At 66.4% G+C, this 17,292-nt stretch carries 17 protein-coding genes and 2 riboswitches; of the genes, 9 read left to right on the top strand and 8 right to left on the bottom strand.

Annotated features, from left to right (window positions below):
- Positions 1-7: 7 nt before the first annotated feature.
- Positions 8-1,363 carry a TrkH family potassium uptake protein gene (locus tag LOC59_RS06875; RefSeq protein WP_229971160.1) on the bottom strand — a complete coding sequence of 452 codons (1,356 nt, stop codon included), beginning with the start codon at positions 1,361-1,363 and terminating at the stop codon, positions 8-10.
- Positions 1,364-1,657: 294 nt separating this feature from the next.
- The gene (locus LOC59_RS06870) at positions 1,658-1,906 is read right to left on the bottom strand and encodes a hypothetical protein (protein ID WP_227896827.1); all 249 of its coding nucleotides are present in this window, start codon (positions 1,904-1,906) and stop codon (positions 1,658-1,660) included.
- A gap of 358 nt (positions 1,907-2,264) precedes the next feature.
- On the opposite strand from LOC59_RS06870, the gene LOC59_RS06865 reads away from it, so the two are divergent.
- The 6 genes from LOC59_RS06865 (at position 2,265) to LOC59_RS06840 (ending at position 7,249) form a co-directional block, all read left to right on the top strand.
- Positions 2,265-3,419, top strand: a complete 1,155-nt coding sequence (locus tag LOC59_RS06865) for an ABC transporter substrate-binding protein (RefSeq protein WP_229971158.1) — start codon at positions 2,265-2,267, stop codon at positions 3,417-3,419.
- A 122-nt stretch (positions 3,420-3,541) separates the two neighbouring features.
- Positions 3,542-4,537 carry a FecCD family ABC transporter permease gene (locus tag LOC59_RS06860; protein WP_227917078.1) on the top strand — a complete coding sequence of 332 codons (996 nt, stop codon included), beginning with the start codon at positions 3,542-3,544 and terminating at the stop codon, positions 4,535-4,537.
- Entirely contained in the window at positions 4,527-5,375 is an 849-nt protein-coding gene (locus LOC59_RS06855) for an ABC transporter ATP-binding protein (RefSeq protein WP_227896830.1), read from the top strand. Before LOC59_RS06860 ends, LOC59_RS06855 begins: the two co-directional genes overlap by 11 nt.
- The gene (locus tag LOC59_RS06850) at positions 5,372-6,058 is read left to right on the top strand and encodes a hypothetical protein (RefSeq protein ID WP_227917080.1); all 687 of its coding nucleotides are present in this window, start codon (positions 5,372-5,374) and stop codon (positions 6,056-6,058) included. Before LOC59_RS06855 ends, LOC59_RS06850 begins: the two co-directional genes overlap by 4 nt.
- A complete protein-coding gene (locus tag LOC59_RS06845) occupies positions 6,055-6,696 on the top strand; it encodes a hypothetical protein (protein WP_227896832.1) in 642 nt (213 codons plus the stop codon). Before LOC59_RS06850 ends, LOC59_RS06845 begins: the two co-directional genes overlap by 4 nt.
- 118 nt (positions 6,697-6,814) lie before the next feature.
- Positions 6,815-7,249, top strand: a complete 435-nt coding sequence (locus LOC59_RS06840; RefSeq protein ID WP_227917082.1) for a hypothetical protein — start codon at positions 6,815-6,817, stop codon at positions 7,247-7,249.
- Positions 7,250-7,292: 43 nt separating this feature from the next.
- On the opposite strand, the gene LOC59_RS06835 is transcribed toward LOC59_RS06840, so the two are convergent.
- On the bottom strand, positions 7,293-7,964 hold the full coding sequence (locus LOC59_RS06835; RefSeq protein ID WP_227896834.1) for an MBL fold metallo-hydrolase: 672 nt from the start codon (positions 7,962-7,964) through the stop codon (positions 7,293-7,295).
- 307 nt (positions 7,965-8,271) lie between these two features.
- Positions 8,272-8,446, top strand: a riboswitch (cyclic di-AMP (ydaO/yuaA leader).
- Between the two features lie 3 nt (positions 8,447-8,449).
- Between LOC59_RS06835 and LOC59_RS06830 the strand changes: the two genes are divergently transcribed.
- Together LOC59_RS06830 and LOC59_RS06825 are read left to right on the top strand one after the other, a co-directional pair.
- Entirely contained in the window at positions 8,450-9,352 is a 903-nt protein-coding gene (locus LOC59_RS06830; RefSeq protein ID WP_229971156.1) for a LysM peptidoglycan-binding domain-containing protein, read from the top strand.
- A gap of 258 nt (positions 9,353-9,610) precedes the next feature.
- Positions 9,611-10,123 carry a CarD family transcriptional regulator gene (locus LOC59_RS06825; RefSeq protein ID WP_227896836.1) on the top strand — a complete coding sequence of 171 codons (513 nt, stop codon included), beginning with the start codon at positions 9,611-9,613 and terminating at the stop codon, positions 10,121-10,123.
- Between the two features lie 15 nt (positions 10,124-10,138).
- Here the strand turns inward: LOC59_RS06825 and hrpB are convergent, their stop codons facing one another.
- From hrpB to LOC59_RS06805, 4 genes are all read right to left on the bottom strand, one after another.
- The gene (gene hrpB / locus LOC59_RS06820; protein WP_229971154.1) at positions 10,139-12,778 is read right to left on the bottom strand and encodes an ATP-dependent helicase HrpB; all 2,640 of its coding nucleotides are present in this window, start codon (positions 12,776-12,778) and stop codon (positions 10,139-10,141) included.
- A 75-nt stretch (positions 12,779-12,853) separates the two neighbouring features.
- Positions 12,854-13,513 carry a methionine ABC transporter permease gene (locus LOC59_RS06815; protein WP_227896838.1) on the bottom strand — a complete coding sequence of 220 codons (660 nt, stop codon included), beginning with the start codon at positions 13,511-13,513 and terminating at the stop codon, positions 12,854-12,856.
- A gap of 1 nt (position 13,514) precedes the next feature.
- Positions 13,515-14,519 (bottom strand): methionine ABC transporter ATP-binding protein, encoded by a 1,005-nt coding sequence (locus LOC59_RS06810; protein ID WP_229971152.1) that lies wholly within the window; start codon positions 14,517-14,519, stop codon positions 13,515-13,517.
- A gap of 96 nt (positions 14,520-14,615) precedes the next feature.
- Entirely contained in the window at positions 14,616-15,491 is an 876-nt protein-coding gene (locus LOC59_RS06805; RefSeq protein WP_442860572.1) for a MetQ/NlpA family ABC transporter substrate-binding protein, read from the bottom strand.
- A gap of 78 nt (positions 15,492-15,569) precedes the next feature.
- Positions 15,570-15,687, bottom strand: a riboswitch (SAM riboswitch).
- Between the two features lie 156 nt (positions 15,688-15,843).
- On the opposite strand from LOC59_RS06805, the gene LOC59_RS06800 reads away from it, so the two are divergent.
- Entirely contained in the window at positions 15,844-16,743 is a 900-nt protein-coding gene (locus LOC59_RS06800; RefSeq protein WP_229971150.1) for a macrolide 2'-phosphotransferase, read from the top strand.
- A 1-nt stretch (position 16,744) separates the two neighbouring features.
- On the opposite strand, the gene LOC59_RS06795 is transcribed toward LOC59_RS06800, so the two are convergent.
- Positions 16,745-17,230 carry a hypothetical protein gene (locus LOC59_RS06795; RefSeq protein ID WP_227896841.1) on the bottom strand — a complete coding sequence of 162 codons (486 nt, stop codon included), beginning with the start codon at positions 17,228-17,230 and terminating at the stop codon, positions 16,745-16,747.
- Positions 17,231-17,292: the final 62 nt, after the last annotated feature.

Below are 17,292 nucleotides of genomic sequence, written 5' to 3'. Positions count from 1 at the left end.
CTTGAGCCTAGCCAATGATCGGCCTTTCCTCCGGGAGGCGGTACTGCAGCTTCCGCTCCTGGAATGCCAGCGCTGATGCCAGCAGGAGGGGGCCGAGCCTGCCCACAAACATCAGTATGACCAGAATCAGCTCTCCCGGCACCGGAAGGTCCGCAGACACGCCCGTCGAGAGGCCAACGGTGCCAAAGGCGGAAATCGTCTCGAAGAGCACCCGGTCCAGGGTGTAGTCGCTGATCGCCATCAGCACCAGGGTGGAAACACCAACCAATGCGCCAGCGAGAAGGACGACGGCGAGTGCCTGGCGTGTGGCATACGCGGGGAGCGCCTTGCCCAGGGCGGTGAGCTCGGCATTCCCCCGAAGCTCGGCGGCGACCATGAACACCAGTACGGCAAAGGTGGTGATCTTGATCCCTCCCCCGGTTCCGGCGGGCGCCGCCCCAATGAACATCAGCACGTCCATCCCCGCCCAGGAGAGCGGGTCCATGTCAGCAACGTCAATGCTGCTGAAACCCGCGGTGCGGGTCTGGACTGACATGAAGAACGCGGCAAGGATGCGTGACGGCCAGTCCAGGGCTCCCAGGGTGGCGGGATTGCTCCACTCGCAGACAGCTATGTAGAGGGTGCCGGCCGGAAGCAGGATCAGCGTTCCCCAGAGCACCATGCGGGTATTAATGGTCCACGCCAGCGGCCGGCCCCAGGCGCGGCGAAGCTGGACCAGGACAGGAAACCCCAATCCTCCGATGATGACGGCTGCCGCGATGGGCAGGCAGACCCACGGGTCCGAGGCAAAGTCCTCCAGGTTGCCGCTGAACAGCGCGAAACCGGCGTTGTTGAAGGCCGAAACGGCGTGGAAGATCCCCAGCCACGCCGCTTCCCCCGGCCCTTTGCCGTAACCCAGCCAGAAGCGGAGCGCGAGCAGAAGAGCCACGGCGCCTTCGGTGATTAGGGAGATGCGGACGACGCCGGCAATCACCCTGGGGGCGCTGTCCAGCTCGGGGCTTCGGCTCTCCGCTATGGCCTGGAGACGTGACCGGAACCGGAACCTGCCCATCACAGCCAGTCCGACGATGGAGGCAAAGGTCATGACGCCGAGCCCGCCGACCTGAATGAGCGCCAGGATGACGGCGTGCCCGAAGCCCGACCAGTAGACGGGAGTTTCCACAACCGAAAGACCCGTCACGCACAGTGCGGAAACAGAGGTGAAGAGCGCGTCGGAAAAGGAAACCACCCCCGGACCAGCAACGGACGCCGGCAGCATCAGCAGTCCCGTTCCGCACAGCGCAGCTACAACGAACCCCAGGAAGACCACCTGTGAGGGCCGGGACATCCTCCCGGCGGGTCCAGGCTTTGGGCTCTCAGCCACACATCGACAGTACGCCCCGTTGTTCCGGCGGGGTCAAGGCGCACGCACCAGGAACGCGGGCGCGGTCTCAAAGCAGCCGGGGCCGGGCGCCAGCTCCAGCTCGGACAGCTTGAAGACTTTCGGCGGGTCTTGCCGTTGGCCTTCACGAAATGCAGCACATATCATCGTGAAGCGCGTCGAGGATTGGCCGTGTGGCCCGGGCCGTTCCATCAGGGCAGGAACGCGGATGGCCCAGGGCATACAGGGGCGGGTCCCGTCACTGGCCAACCTGCGCACCGCCGGTAGGCCGGGAGGTTAGGACTCGACGTCGACGTAGCTGCCCCGGCGGCCGCCGGCAGAGAATGCCGGGGCATCAAAACGCGCTACATAGTTGTCGACGCCGTACCCCTGGGCCTCCCGGGAGAGGGCGCCCGTGTAGCTGCCTCCGCTGGTCCCCGGTACCGCCTGCGGCCGGTCGAAGGCAGCCACGTAGCTGCCGCCGAAGGGGCTGGTGAACCCTGCGCAGCGGGCGGAATCCGGGGCCTGGTTTTTGGTTTTGAACATGGGGTATCTCCTTGGGGCGTGGCGTTGGCAACGCTGCCCGGTGTGTGGGAATTGGGGGCGGACAGCCGTCCCGGCAAAGCGGGGGTGGTCCGGCGAAAAGTACGGCGCGAAGATCCCGCTGCGGCATAGGCCATCGGGAAAGCGCCTGGGAGTGTTGCTGGTCTTGGAGGACCGCACCAGGTGCTGCAACGTTGATACGACCGTACCAGTTATTCTGAGTAATTCATAAAAAGCGAGCCTGTTAGCTCCCTCTCACTTCCTGGGCGCAGGCATCACATTGGATAACGTCACACTTTTGTTGGCTAATATGGATTTCTGTCTTTCCGTTAGGTAAGCCTCACCAACGTATGTTGTCCGAATGGAGTCCAAGTTGTCTCGCCCTACCCCCACGCAGTCCCTCACGTCCCGCCGAACCCTGCTGGGCGGGGCGGGCCTGGGACTGCTCACCCTCGCCCTCGGCGCCTGCTCCACCCGGGAAACCGTTGCATCCGGCACAGGTTCCCCAGCGGCGTCGGGCACGGGGTTCTCGGTCACCGACATGCGGGGGAAGACGATCACGTTCGATGCACCCGTTCAGCGGATCGCCACCACGGTCATTCCGTCACCGTCCATGATCGCGGCCGTTGACGGCGGGTACGGCAGGATCGTGGGCATCAACGAGTCCACCCTGCAGGCCAACCAGCAGGGGCTGTTCGGTGAGATCTTCCCTGAAGCCAAGGCGACCACCACCATCTCCCCCTCCAGCTTCACACCCAACATTGAGACCATCACCGAACTGGCCCCCGACGTCGTCTTCCAGTGGGCGGACCAGGGCGACGGACTCGTGGAGCCGCTCGAGAACGCCGGCTTCAAGACCGTCTGCCTGCTCTATGGAACTCAGGAGTACCTCGAGACCTGGGTTCACCTCTTCGCAGACATCCTCGGCAAGCCCGGGCGCGGAACGGAAATCACCGACTGGATGCACGCGGAAATCGAGCGGCTGGAGACCGAACTGGCCTCCGTCTCCGCGCCGGTACGGGTTGTCCATCTGGGACAGTCCGGTGAGGGTTACTCCGCTTCGAACAAGGCCTCCTACATGCACTACTGGATGGAACTGGCCGGCGGGCAGAACATGGCGGCGGACAATGTGTCCACGGACAACACCGTGAGCGCCGAACAGCTGATCGAGTGGGATCCGGAGGTCATCACGCTGGGCGGCTTCGACGCCCGTACCCCGGCCGACGTCTACACGGATTCTTCCCTGGCTTCCGTCTCCGCTGTCCGCAACAAGCGCGTCTACAAGGCACCGCTGGGCGGATACCGCTGGGAGGTGCCCTGTGCCGAGTCGCCGCTGATGTGGCAGTGGGCCGCCGAGCTGTACCACCCCGAACTCACGGACCACAACCTGCGCGCAACGATGCGGGAGAAAATCAGCTACCTCTACAACTACGACGTTTCCGAGAAGCAGATCGACGCCGCCCTGCGGCTGGACATGAACCGCGCCAGCGCCGGCTACAACGTTTTCGAAGCGTAACCGTGCGCCTCAGGGAAAACGCTCCGGCGTCAACGTCCGGGACCCCCGGGCCCGCCGGGTCTGCACGGCCGAACGGACTGCTGCGCCGCCATCCGGTTCTCATCAGCGCCTTACTGCTGGTAATGGTTGGCGTCGTTTCCATGGCCGTGGGCCGGTACTGGGTTCCGCCGAACGAGATCCTGCGGATCCTTGCCGGTGAAGCCACTGGACTGTTCCCCGGCGGCGAAGGCCTGCTCCGGCGGACGTGGACCGACCAGGAGGCCACCGTCATCATGGATGTGCGCCTGCCGCGGGTGCTGCTGGCCTTCCTGGTCGGCGGGGCGCTGGCCCTGGGCGGAGCCTGCCTCCAAGCCCTGTTCCGCAACCCGCTGGTGAGTCCAGACATTATCGGAGTCACGTCCGGCGCCTCGTTCGGCGGCGTGCTTGTCCTGACGCTGGGCCTGTCGGGCGGCTGGATGGTGGGCGGTGCGTTTGGCTTCGGCCTCGCGGCCCTGGCGTTTGTGCTCTTCCTCGCCCGGCTCGGGCAGGGCGGGCGCATGCTCATGATCGTCCTTGGCGGGATCGTCGTCGCCGCCTTCTTTAATGCCCTCGTCTCCTTCATGACGTACATCGCGGACCCCTATTCGGAGCTCCCCTCGATCGTCCACTGGCTGCTGGGCTCGATTGCAGCGGCCAGCTACGAGAAGGTACTGATCGCACTGGTTCCGATCGGAGTCGGTGCCATTGTGGTCCTGGCACTGCGCTGGCGCCTCAACGTCCTCTCCCTGGGGGACGACGACGCCGCGGCCCTGGGCGTCAATCCGCACCGCTCGCGGCTTCTCCTGCTCTGTGCGGTGGCACTCATGACCGCCGGAACAGTCGCCGTCGCCGGTGCCGTGGGCTGGGTTGGGCTGGTGGTTCCGCACCTGGCCAGGCTCTGGGTGGGTTCGGACCACCGCGTGCTGCTCCCTGTGTCGCTGCTGCTCGGCGGAACCTACCTGATCCTGATCGACACGTTGAGCCGGTCGATCACCAGCAGCGAAATTCCACTGGGCATCCTGACGGCCATCATCGGTGCACCCGTTTTCGTGGCCCTGCTCGCCCGCTCACAGAAGAAGGCAATGTTCGATGGAAACTAAGTCGCTGCTCCCGAAGGCAGTATCCGCTGCCGGCGCCGGATCTGCACTGCTGCAGGTCCACGACCTGGGGTTCCGTTACTCCAAACTGCGCCCCTGGCTCTTCCGCGGGTTGGGCTTCAGCATGGAACGCGGAGAAATCCTCTCCATCCTGGGACCGAATGCCCGCGGCAAGACCACCCTGCTCAAATGCCTTTCCGGGCTGCTCAAACCGGTGGAGGGGACTCTCTCAGCCGGACCTGCGATCGGCTACGTACCGCAGGACCACGGCTCCGGCGTCGACTTTACCGTCGAGGACATGGTGCTGATGGGCCGCACCCGCCACCTCCGCGCTTATCAGGTGCCGCGCAGCGAGGACCGGGAAGCGGCCGGCGCCGCCATGGAACGCGTGGGCGCAGCTGACTGGGCGCACCGGCACTACTCTGAACTCTCCGGCGGACAGCGCCAGCTGGTCCTGATCGCACGCGCACTGGCGTCCGGGTCGGAGCTGCTGGTGCTCGACGAGCCGGCCTCGGCGCTGGACCTCCGCAACCAGTCCAGGGTGCTCACCGTGCTGGATTCCCTGGCAGCTGAGGGCATGGGTGTCATCATGACCACGCACCACCCGGACCACGCCCTGCATGTTTCCCGCAATGCCCTGCTCTTCGTCGGTGCACACGACACCCGCTGGGGACCGGTGGAGGACCTCCTGACCGGGCCGGCGCTGTCCGATGTTTACGGGCTGCCCATCTGCACTCCGACCGTTGACACTGTCTCGGGGAACCGCACCATTGCGGTTCCCGACTTCGGTCCCTCCTGCCGGCGCACCTGCGCCGTCGACCTCCGAAAGGACCTCCCATGACCATCATCCGGCTGACCGGATCAACCCCCATGCGCGGGCTCGCTGAACCCGGATGGCGCGGCGCCATTGAGGACACCGACGCCTACGACCTCGCCGATCCGGCCAGGCGCATCAAAATCCTCTCCGCCGGCGCACTGATCATCAGCGGCGCTGCCGACCACGTCATGCTGCACCGGCACCGCGAACACCTGACCGGGTTTGTCCGTGACGGCGGACGCGTGCTGGTCAACGGCCAAGTGGTCCTGCCTTTCATCGACGGCCTGTGCCGGTGGCTGAAGCTGGACTACCGCAGCCCCTGGGACCTGCGCCCGCATGCCCTTTCCGATCACCCCGTCTGGAACGGCGTGGACTACCGGGACCTGCATTTCCGCACGGGTGTCCCCGGGGTCCACACGTATGAACAGCTCCAGGAAATCGGGGTGGCCGGCTTTTACGGCCGCGGCTACCATTCCCCGCTGCCCGAAGGCGCAGCGGCCGTCACGGGCATCGGCCCGAACTCCCTTCCCCTGGATTACACCTATCCGCTGGGCAAGGGCGAGGTGCTGGTCCATGGCGGCCTGGATCTCGAGGGCTTTGCGGACGAGCGCTACAGCTCCAGCAGGCTCGGCCCGAACCTGGTCACATGGCTGAGTGCCGGGACCGGCACCATCGGCTCCCGCACTCCCGAGGAAGTATCAGCATGAACACTCCACGCATCGGCCTGCTGCACTGCGGAACCTTCCCGGCGCTGCGCACGCTTGAAGACCCGGCGCTGCAGCCGTACCGGATCGAATCGGTCTATCTGCCCGGTTCCGCCCCCGAGGATCTGGCGGAACTGGACGTTGTACTGGTTGCCGACCGGCTGCACCCCGGGCAGCGGGCACGCTTTGAACCCGCTGTCCGCGCAGCGCTCCAGGACGCGGGCAAAACCGTGATCATACTTGGCGAAAACAACGTCGAGGACTGGCTTCCCGGCGTCGGTTATACCTTCCGCCCCACCGTCTTCTGGGCCTGGCGGACCGGTACGGATACCGGCACCAGGATGCGCCTGCCCGAGGACCCCCTGTGGGAGTTCTTCACCCGGCGCGCAGTGGACTGGCACCACCACGGGCTGCTGCACCCCCCGGAGGGTGCCCGCTCGCTGGTCACCATGGAAGAGGACGGCACGGATAGCGGGGCCCTCCTGTACCTGGATGAGGTGAACCAGCCCGCCCGCCTGCTGGTTACCACCATGGACCCGGTTTACCACCACGGTTCGGGCTTTATGCCCGGTGCCACCCAGCTGCTTTACTCGCTGCTGCGCTGGGTTTCCGCCACCCACCGGCCGTCCGCCGCTGCCTAGGTCCGCTGTCTGGATCCGCTTCCGGTGCCGGGAGCTTTGGACGCCCCGGCACCGGAAGGGAAACCTTGGGAAGCGTTGCTGCCCGGGCGGGAGTGGTTGACCCGGCTAGAGTTGACACATGAGCAACACGCCCGCCCGGGCCCGCAAGTCTGTCTTTTTCCTGATCCCGCTTGGCGCCCTCGCAGGCATGGCATTGGCCCTGCTGAACTACCAGCAGCGCTTCGCCTCCGCGGTTGAGCCGGGCGAGGAGGCCCGCTTTATCCTCTGGACCCTGATTGGCGGTGCAGTGCTGGGCGGTTCTTTCGCATGCCCGGCCAGTGTGGCCGCCTTCCTCAGCGCGGGCGCGGGAAAATCCGCACGATTCTGCGCAATCGCTGCCGGTCTCGCGCTGGCCGTGTGCTGGTTGCTGTATGCCGGAGTCTCGTCCGGCACTGCACCCACGGGCCTGCTGTTGGCTGCAGCTGTGCTAACCACCGCCGCCGGCGCAGTCTTCGTCTGGCTCACTGCACGGTCTGGCTCACTGCACGGCGGAACCGGGCCAGACCCCCGGTGAGTTCTTCCGCTCAGGTGAGTCTCGCCAGGCAGGTCTCGGAAGTCTAGCCCTGGCGGTACGGTCCGCCGACCATCCGGGCCAGGGCATCAGCCGGGGAAGCCACCTCGGCGCCGTGCGCGAAGAGAATCCGATCCGGCCCCAGGTCCGCAATCCGCTCCAGCGACTCTTCAGCCAGTGCGGCATCCGCCGTAAAGGCCTCCGGCCCCCGGATCACTTCGCCACTCTCCGTACCCGCGGCATCACCCATGAACAGGGTTCCGGTTGGCTCGTGGAAGAGACTCACGTGGCCCTTCGTGTGGCCCGGAGTGGCTAGCACCCCAAAGTCCTGGATGACAGCCCCCTCGCTTATCGGCGTCACCCGTCTCGGGGCACGTATATCCATGGAGTCCGGACCGCCGGCGTAGATCGCAGCGTGCGGCGCCCGCTCAGCAACCGCAAAGAGTGATCCCACGTGATCCATATGGAGGTGGGTTAGCACGATATCCCTTACGTCCGCGAACGTTCCCCCCAACGCCTCGACGGCAGCCGCGATGCCGTCCTCCGTTCCGGGCAATCCTGTGTCAATGATCACGATGCCGGCTGGTTGTGCCACGGCATAGCACCGCACGTCCATAACCAGTTCGGCAGCACCGGCAACCCCGGCGGGGATGACCACTTCCCGCACCACCTCTTCAACGGGCAGGTGCGTCCCGCCCTCACCGGATTGTTCGCTCATCGCGCGCCTCCTTCGTTGCAGTTCCGGGCCTTCAAGCGTATTCCCGCCAGCCCGGCGCGGACCCCCTAAACCCAAAATGACCCATGGAAAGCGGACATTCTCCGGGGCTGTTTGGAGTTGGCACCTGGGTTGGGAGCCCAGTGCCCAAGTGGCTGCAGTGACAGGAAAGATAAGCTCGCTGCTCTAATACCTGCGTGATCTACAGAACACAATGGCAACACGCCGTCGTTACCGAATTGCAATACAAATGGAATGCCTGTTAGTGTCCTTGGCATGCCGCAGAACCTGATGCGGCGCCTTGGCTTGTTACCTAACTCTGCCGCTAGCCAAGGACCCTTTTGCACCACGACGGCAGGGGCGGGGGAACCAATTTTTTGGGTCCTTTCGAATCCTTGGGGTTAAGCCGGACGGTTGAGAACCGTTCGCCGGGTGACTCCCATCCGAACCCGACAGCTCACCTCGCAGGTATAGGGAGAGGTAATTCCTTGTTCATCAAAACCAATCGCGGACGCCACTGTGCCCAGACCAGCGTCTGGACCACCATCGCAAAGGTCGCTCCGGGCAAAGCCCGGACTATCGGCGGAACCGCCGCAGCCGTCGTAGCAGGCTCCGGCCTCATGTTCGGCATGGCAGCCCCTGCCCAGGCCGGCGTCGTTGTGAACGACTCCGCCCCTGCAGCACCCGTAGCCGCACCGGTCCAGGCCGCACCCGTGGCAGAGCCCGTTGCAGCGCCGGTAACCGAAGCTCCCGCAGCTGTGGCAGCCACCACGCACACCGTTGTCGCCGGGGACACACTGAGCCAGATCGCCGCCAACTACGGCGTTTCCCTCGACAGCGTGTTCGCCCTGAACGGCCTGTCCATGGCGTCCATCATCTACCCGGGCGACGTCATCACCGTCGCCGGTGAAGCCGCAGCCCCTGCTGTTGCTGTTGAACCAGCCGCGGCCTACGCTCCGGTCCAGACTTACACCGCACCGGTGGAAACCTTCGCTGCACCGGCGCCGGCAACCTACACGGACTACGCGGTCAGCACGCAGGCCACCTCCGTAGCGCCCGCTGCATCCATCGGCGGCAACGCCAGCATGCTGAGCTCCGCCTACGCCCAGCTCGGCGCCGCACAGGACTGCACCGTCCTGGTGGAGCAGGCACTCCGATCCATTGGCCACACTGTCGGCGATCTGGCACCCGCCCAGCTGGCTGCCTACGGCACCCCGGTTTCGACCCCCGAGCCCGGTGACATGATCTACTACGCCGACGGCGGCATGGGCCTGGCCCACATCGCCATCTACATCGGCAACGGCCAGGCCATCCACAGCGGCTGGAACGGCAGCCAGACGGTTGTCCAGTCCGCCAACGTTGGCTCCGGCCCGGTGTACTACCGCGCCTAAGGAGGCGTGCAGCGCCTTCGCTGCCGCCCCGCGGAACGCCCCGTCCCTGCCAAGGGAAGGGGCGTTCCGCGTTTGCTGAGCAGCCTGCGGCGAAAAGCCGGAAAGCGCACCCCGCCTCCCGTCCTACCCGCGACCACTCGGCCGAAGCATGAAATAATAAAGCGGTGAGACTCGCGTTGCAGGCGTCCCCTGAACGCTCCTGCCTGACAGGCAGCCGCCCCCACAAGACCGGCTTCGATGCAGCCAAAGGGAAACACATTGACGTTTAACGAAGGACAGACAGTAGTCCATCCCCATCACGGCCCCGCAACGATCCTCAGGGTCGCCACGCGCAAGGTGCGCGGAGTCGAGACTGAGTACCTTGTCCTGGAAATCCACGCCAACAAGCTTCAGGTATGGGTGCCCAAGGACAAGGCGGGCGACGTCGGCCTGCGCCGTGTCCTGAACGGAACCCAACTGCAGCAGTTGATGGAAATCCTCAAAGGTGCAGCCGATGCAGAAGAAGCACAGTGGTCCCGGCGGTTCAAGGAAAACACTGAACTGCTGGCCAGCGGCAGCATCAATGACGTGGCGCGGGTGGTCCGCAACCTCACGCTCCGGTCGCTCGACAAAGGGCTTTCCCACGCAGAGCGGGACATGCTCCGCCATGCCCGGCGGCCGCTGCTGACCGAGATTTCGCTCTCCCTGGCCGTATCCGAAGAGGAAGCCTCCGCGGTGCTTGACGGCGTATGGGCCCCGGCCGGCAGCTCCCTGGCGGAGCCTGTCACGTAGGCCGTCCGTCCTTTTCTACATCCGGGCCTTCGTCCGGGCCGTCGCCACGGCGGACCAGGGGTCCTCAGGCCACGGATGCCGGGGGTAGCGTCCGCGCATTTCGGCACGCACCTGGCTGTACGGCCCGGCCCAGAAGGACGCCAGGTCATCGGTGACGGCCAGCGGCCGGCCTGCCGGGGACAGCAGGTGAAAGAGGATCCTCGCCCTGCCGCCGGCCAAGCGCGGAGACTCTGCCCAGCCGAAGCATTCCTGAAGCTTCACCGCCACCACCGGCCTGCCGCCGTCGTCGTCCACTTCCGGATAGGTGATCTGCACTTTGGAGCCGCTGGGAACCAAGAGGCGCTCCGGGGCGAGTTCCTCCAGCCGTGCGGCCTCGGGCCACGGCAGCAGGCGCCGGAGCGGATCCAGCAGGTCCACCCCGGAGGCGCGTGCCCCCTGGGACAGATCCTCCAGTTCCGGGCCCAGCCATTCCTGGACGCGCTCGAGCAGGGCAGATTCGGAAACATCGGGCCAGGGCGCACCCACCAGCCGGTGCAGCAGCCCCAGCCGGCGCCGCAGGGCATCAGCTGAAGGCGAGAATCCCAGGATCCCCAGCCCTTCGCGCTGCAGTGCCTGGGCGACGGCGGTGCGGCCCTCCGCGGGTGTCGGCCGGACCGGCGTGGACTCCAGCTCGATGCTGCCCAGCCGCCGCTGCCGTCGTGCGGCAACCTTCCCGTTCGTAAAGACAGCGGTCACGGATTCGCTGAGCAAATGCGACGCCGCGGCCTCCGCCGTGCCCGCCTCCAGCGGAGCAGCGGCCCGGATGACGGCGCCGGTGCCGGCAGCGGCCCTCCCCTGGGCACGCGTGACGTCGGCGATCGCCAGCCATTCACGGCCAGCCAGCGAACTCTGCGGAGGCAGGCCCGCACGCGTTCCTGACGCCAGCAGGTACTGGTCCCCCGCGCTCCCCGCCACCCGGCGGGCCACCCGCGCCGGAAACGCCAGCGCCACCATGTAGCCCACGGATTCCCAAGGTTCACGCTGATGCCCGGTCCGGCTGTCGCTGCCGGTCCCTGAATCCAGGGCGTGTGTACGGGCCAGGCGTTCCATGCGCCGCACTTCAATGGACCAGGCACTGGCTCCGGGTTCGGTTCCTGCCCGCAGGCCGGAGAGGAGCCGCCCAAGGTCAGAGCCCGCCGGCCGGTAGTCGCCGGCAACCATGGCGGTGATTTCCGCCGCGGCCCGGTCACCAATCACGCGCGTTCCGTCCAGCAGGGCGCGGGCAAGCTGCGGGTCTGCAGGGATGCGCGCCAGCTTCCGGCCGGCGGGCGTCGCCAGTCCTTGACTGTCGATTGCTCCGATGCCGCGCAGCACCTTCTCCGCGTCTGCGACGGCAGCCGGCGGCAGCGGGTCGGGAAGCCTCAATCCGCGCCCGCCGGGAGTTCCCCAGCAGGCCAGGAGAAGGGCAGCCGTCGTAAGGTCCGCGGCGGCGGCTTCCGGCGTGGCCTGCGCCGGAGCGGCGGCGTACGCGGCCTCCGGATAGGCGCGGACCACTGTTCCGGGGCCCTGGCGCGCTGCACGGCCGGCACGCTGCTGCGCCGAGGCCCGGGAACAGCTGACGGTGACCAGGCCGGACATTCCCCGGACTGCATCGCGCCGCGGCTCACGGGCCAGCCCGGAGTCCACCACCAGCCGTACTCCCGGCACAGTCAGGGAGGACTCGGCCAGTGAGGTTGCCACGATAATCCGCGGCCGACCGTGCGGCAGGCGTCCGGAAACTGCGCGGTCCTGTTCTGCCGGGCGTACCTGTCCATGCAGTTCCACCACGTCGGCAGCGTTTCCGGCCAGGTGCTTCAGCCGGGAGGCCACGTGCGAGACTTCGCGGGCACCGGGAACAAAGACCAGTGCGTCAGTTTCCGGGTCCGCTGCCAGCGCGCGGGCATGGGCGTCTGCCGCTATTCCGGCAAGTTCGTCCAGGAATCCGCGCGTCACTCCGCGCTCGTCCAGGCGGGCGGCCCTGGTGGGCTGCCAGCGGACGTCCAGGGGATGAAGGACCGAGGGACAGTCGATCACCGGCGCCGGGGAAACTGAGCTTTCAGCGGCTATGATCTCGGCGAAGCGAGAGGTTTCCAGCGTCGCTGACATGGCGATGAGCATCAGGTCTTCACGGAGTTCCCGTACTTCGGCCAGCATGCCCACCAGCAGATCGGACTCCAGGCCGCGCTCATGGACCTCATCCAGGACGACGGCAGCGGTGTCTTGGAGCGAAGGATCAGCCAGGAGCCGGCGAAGCAGGATGCCCGGGGTCACGAATTCCACCACGTTGTCCGGGCCGGCGAGGCTTTCGCCCCTGACGGTGTAGCCGACGGCACCGCCTGCGGCCCCGCCGTCGAGCGCCGCCAGCCGCCGGGCTGCCGCCCTGGCCGCAACCCGCCGCGGCTGGGTCACCACTACCCGGCGGGGGCCCTCAGTCCGTGCTGCCAGGTTGGCAGCCAGCGGGGGCACCAGGGTGGTTTTACCGGTACCCGGGGGCGCCTGGACGACGGCGTTCCCGCTCTCCCGCAGCGCAGCGGCCAGCTCGGAAAGCGAACGCGCGAAGACCAGCCCGGCACCGATGCGGTCCAGGTCAAAAGGCCCGCTCTGATAGCCGGCGGCAGACGGTCCAGGAACACTCACCCCACCATTCTCCCCTCCCGTGCGTACCGTCCCGTGCACCTCCGCCACGGCGGGACGGTGATCTGAGGTGAGCTGCTACCTGCGGAGCGCCTTTCGGGCCGCCTGATTGCCCAGGAACTGCACGAGCTGCACCAGGACGATGATGACTGCGACGGCGGCCCAGGTGACCACCGGATTGAACTGCCGGTAGCCGTACTGGATGGCGAAGTTGCCCAGTCCCCCGCCGCCGACGTAGCCGGCCACTGCGGACATGTCCACGAGGGCCACGAAGATGTAGGTGTAGCCCAGGATCAGCGGACCAAGTGCCTCCGGAATGAGGATCGTGAAGATGATCCGCCGCCGCCCGGCACCGATGGACCGCGCTGCCTCGATGACTCCGGGCTGCACGGTGAGCAGGTTCTGCTCCACGATGCGGCTGATGCCGAATGCTGCGGCAAGCGACAGCGTGAAGATGATCGCGTTGTTGCCGATCCCGCTGCCGGTAACGGAGCGGGCCAGCGGCTGGGCCGCGGCCAGGAAAATGATGAAGGGGATGGGCCGGAAGATGTTCACGAGGACGTTCAGCGTGCCGAACACCGCACGGTTGGCCAGCAGCGCTCCCTGGCGCGTCGTGTAGAGGCCCATGCCGATCAGCAGTCCGCCGATTCCGCCGAACAGGAGGCTCAGGCCCACGATGTAGAGGGTCTCTCCGATAGCAGTCCACAGCTGCGGGGTCAGGGGTATGAGGTCTTCCATGTCAGTTCAGCTCCGTCACTTTGATGCCGTGCCCGACGGCGGCAAGGGCGCCGTCGATCGCCTGGTCGGCGCCCTTGAGCGCCAGCGTCAGGTGGCCGAACGCGCGGCCGGAAATGTCATTGATGCCGCCGTAGACCAGTTCGAACTCCACTCCGGCGGCTGCCAGTTCAACGAACACGTCCGACTGGGACGCGCCGCCGTCCCGGAAGGACAGGGTGACCATTCTTCCCTCGTGCCTGTTTCGCAGCGTCGCCAGGTCGGCCGCTGAAGGAACGCCCCGGACCACAGTGGAAACGAACTTCCGTGAGGATTCCTCGCGGGGGTTGGAAAACACCTCGAACACTTCACCCTGTTCCACGATCCGTCCTCCGTCCATGACGGCGACCTTGGTGGCCAGGTTCTTGATGACGTCCATTTCGTGGGTAATCACCACGATCGTGATGCCCAGCTCGCGATTCACCCGGCGCAGCAGTTCCAAGACCTCATGCGTGGTCTCCGGGTCAAGGGCCGACGTGGCTTCGTCTGCGAGGAGGATCTTGGGCGACGCTGCCAGGGCGCGGGCAATGCCCACGCGCTGCTTTTGCCCGCCGGAGAGCTGCTCCGGGAAGTTGTCCGCCTTGTCCGTGAGTCCCACGAAGTCCAGGAGCTCGGCGGTCCGTGCGGCAATTTCAGCCCTGCTCCGGCCCGCTACCCGCAGCGGATAGGCCACGTTGTTGCGGACGGTTTTGGAGTTAAAGAGGTTGAACTGCTGGAAGATCATCCCGATGTCCAGGCGCAGCTGCCGCAGCTGCCGCTCCGGGACGCCCGTGACCTGCCGGCCGTCGACCGTGATGTCGCCGGAGGTTGCAGTCTCCAGCGCGTTGATCAACCGGACCAGGGTGCTTTTTCCCGCTCCGGAGTAGCCGATGATTCCGTAGATTTCGCCGGCTTCGATCTCCAGGTTGATGTCCCGCAGCGCCGTGACCGGCTCTTCGCCCCGGCGGGCGGGCGGGTAGGTCTTGGACACGTCGCGCTGGGAGTTGCGGGCGTGGTTTCCCGAGCCCCCCCCCCCCCCCCGCCCCCCCCCCCCCCCCCCCCCGGGACGCGGTGGAACGGGCAGGAACTAGTCCAGGTTTTCGATGTCCTGCTGGACCTCGGCGAGCGAATCGCGCAGGTCCTGGACCGGGACCTTCAGGAATTCGGCGGTGTTGCCTGAAGCCTCCTGGACACCGTCCTGGACAGCCTGCGTTTCCTGGTAGATCTGCACGAGCTTGAGGTAGGTCTCGTTCTCCTCCTCGCCGGCACGCGCTGCGAAGATGTTGACGTACGGGATGGCCTTGGGATCCGACGGATCGTCCTGGGCAATGGCGTCTTCGGCCTTGAGGCCCGCGTCTTCGACGAAGTCGTTGTTGACGATCGCTGCTGCGACGTCGGGAAGCGACGTGGGGGTCAGGGAAGCCTCGAGGGTGGTCACCTTGACCTTTGACTTGGCTTCGTCGAGGTCGTCAAGGGTCGCGAAGACGCTGCCGCCGTCCTTGAGGCTGACCAGCCCGGCTGACTGCAGCACCAGCAAGCCGCGGGCCAGGTTGCTTTCGTCGTTGGGCACCGCCACCGTCGAGCCCTCGGGGATGTCTTCCACCGAATCGTACTGGGTGGAGTACAGGCCCAGCGGGTAGATGGCCGTGGAGCCAATCGGTGTGAGGTCTCCGCCGCTGGCAACGTTGTAGCGGGCCAGGTAGATGATGTGCTGGAACTGGTTCAGGTCCAGTTCGCCCTCGGTCAGTGCCGGGTTCGGCTGCGTGTACTCGGCAAAGTCAACGATTTCGACGTCGATGCCTTCCGCCTTCGCGGCCTCGCTGTAGGTGGCCCAGTACGGATCGCTGGCTCCAACCACGCCGATCTTCACAGTGCCTTCGTCCCCGGAGGCTGAGCCGCAGGCGGCCATCGTCAGTGCCAGGAGCGGGGCGGCTGCAATCGCCAGGATTCTGCTGAGTTTCATGGTGTGGCTCTTCTCCCAAAAGGGTCCGCGGCGCTCCGCGGACAAGGTGGAGGCGCAGGCCGCTGGAGGGCAGTGCCGGCGCCGTACTTGCCTCGCGGAAAGTCTCCGCCGAGGCCGAATCATCACCTGGAGCACCCCGCTACGACGAGAGGGTTGCTGTCCAGCCGGCCAGGGCCATTGGCTGGAACTCTTGATTCCGTCCCTAGGCTAGGAACATCTGGGCCACGTAACCAAAACGCGCCTGCTTTATGACGACTTATGCAGTGGCACATGACATCCTGCGTAACAGGACGTCACGGAACCAGCCCCGGGCGGGGCCTTGGAAACCGGGAGAAAGGGAGAAAAGGAAGCCATGAGCGAAGCGCGGGATCTGACGGCAGCCGATATATGCACTCTGGCAGCACGGCACGGACTCGCCCTGGAACCAGGCACCGTCCGTTTCAACGAAGCCGGACTGGATTACCGGGTCGCTTTCGCCTCCGCACCGGACGGCGGGGACTGGGTACTTCGGATCCCACGGCGCGCGGACGTTGCCGCCGGCCAGGAACGCGAGCAGGCGATCCTGGATTTCGTGCGTCCGCGCCTTCCTGCAGCGGTTCCGGAATGGAAGATCCAGAGTTCGGACCTCATTGCCTATCCCCTGCTTCCGGGCAGCCCGGGGCTCACGGTGGACCCGGACAACCAGCCCGAATGGCACTTTGACCCGTCGGATCCGACGTACCTCCACTCCCTGGCCGGATTGATCGCGTCGCTGCACGGGATGGACGCGGCGGCCGCGGCCGCCGCGGGCATCCCGGCCGAGACTCCCGACGGCGTCCGCCGGCACTGGTCGAAGGGACTGGAACAGGTGCGCGCCGAGTTCCGCATCGCCCCGGAGCTGCTGGCCGGCTGGGAACAGTGGCTGGCCGATGACCGGCTCTGGCCGCAGCGGACGGTGCTGACCCATGGGGAGCTGTATCCCGCGCATCTGCTGCTCGATGACGCCAAACGGATCGTCTCCGTATTGGACTGGACCACGGCGAAGGTGAGTGACCCGGCCCTGGAGTTTATGTACGTGCACCTCATCTCGCCGGGTTCCCTCGACGACGTGGTCCGCTGGTACCAGGACGCGACAGGGCTCACCGAGCCGCACCTTGCCGAACGGTGCACGGCGCTGATAGCGGCCGGCCCGTTGAACTACGCGCTGTTTGCCCTCGCCTCCGGCGAACCCGCGCACCGCGAGACAGCCTCCGCGCAACTGCTGCCGTCCTAAGTCAGGACTGTTCCGCCGGAGTCTCTGATTCCTCAGGCGCGTCGCCGTCCTCGGGGGCGTCGCCGTGGTGGCCGCCGCGGCCGTGGCCTCCGCCCTTGCCGCGGTCGCCGTCCCGATCTTCCCGATCACCGCGGTCACCGCCATCGGCCCCGTCGTCGTGCTGTCCGTCTTCCCGGCCTTCGTCGGCCTGGCCGTCAGCATTCTCCTTGCCGGGCTTCGGATCATCCCCGTCCTGGGTGTCCTGCCGATCCGGCCGGGCTTCGTCACTGCCGCCGTCGCGCTCCTGGGCGTCTTCGGGCCCGCGCCGTTCCCGGTCGCCGCCGCGGCCCTGGTCCTGGCCCTGCTCCTGTTCGGACGTCACCGATGCAGTCTCCATATTGTCCCCAACGGCCATACCCGTGAAGAACGTTCCGGCGAGCAGGCCGGCGGCGGCCAGACCGCTGGCGGTCCAGATGATGACCTTCTTCGCTTTGCTCCCAATCGCCACGATTGGTGACACCTCCCTTGAGTTTGGATATTCCTACGCCATCTATCCAACGCCGCGATTCT

The sequence above is a fragment of the Arthrobacter sp. zg-Y916 genome (assembly GCF_020907385.1).
GTDB classification, from domain to species: Bacteria; Actinomycetota; Actinomycetes; order Actinomycetales; family Micrococcaceae; genus Arthrobacter_B; species Arthrobacter_B caoxuetaonis.
This window is presented reverse-complemented; position numbering and strand designations above follow the sequence as displayed.